1 protein-coding gene is annotated in these 495 nt (G+C 28.7%); it reads left to right on the top strand.

The genetic code is table 11. From position 1 onward, the window contains the following. Positions 1-495 (top strand): hypothetical protein (locus FHK88_RS03660; RefSeq protein WP_264480594.1); only part of this gene is annotated, 495 nt, incomplete at both ends.

The raw sequence follows: 495 nt of genomic DNA, 5'->3' as shown, positions 1-495 counted from the left end.
ATATGAAACACTATCATTACATTTTTACAGGTTCAGGATTATCGGCTTTAATGACTGTTTATGAAATGATTTTATCCGGAAAATTTAATGATAAAACCATTTTGTTATTGGATGAAAATCCTAAAAAAAGCAACGATAGAACTTGGTGTTTTTGGGATAATTCTTCTCTTTTTGATGAAATTGTTTCTAAAAAATGGGATGTTGCGCTTTTTGCTGATTCCACTTTTAGAAGAGATTTAGATTTGAATCCGTACCAATATAAAATGATTCGCGGATTGGATTTTTATAATTTGGTTTTCGATTTAATTTCGAAACACGAAAACATTCATTTTGCAAACCAAAAAGTTACTGATTTTGAAGAATTAGGCAATCATTGCATCGTAAAAACTGAAACCGAAAGTTATACTTGCAACAAAATTTTTAATTCGATTTACAACCCAAATCTTGCAAAAAATCAATCGAAATATCCATTATTGCAACAACATTTTATTGGTT

The organism is Psychrobacter sp. I-STPA6b (assembly GCF_020662265.1).
GTDB lineage: Bacteria > Pseudomonadota > Gammaproteobacteria > Pseudomonadales > Moraxellaceae > Psychrobacter.
This window is presented reverse-complemented; position numbering and strand designations above follow the sequence as displayed.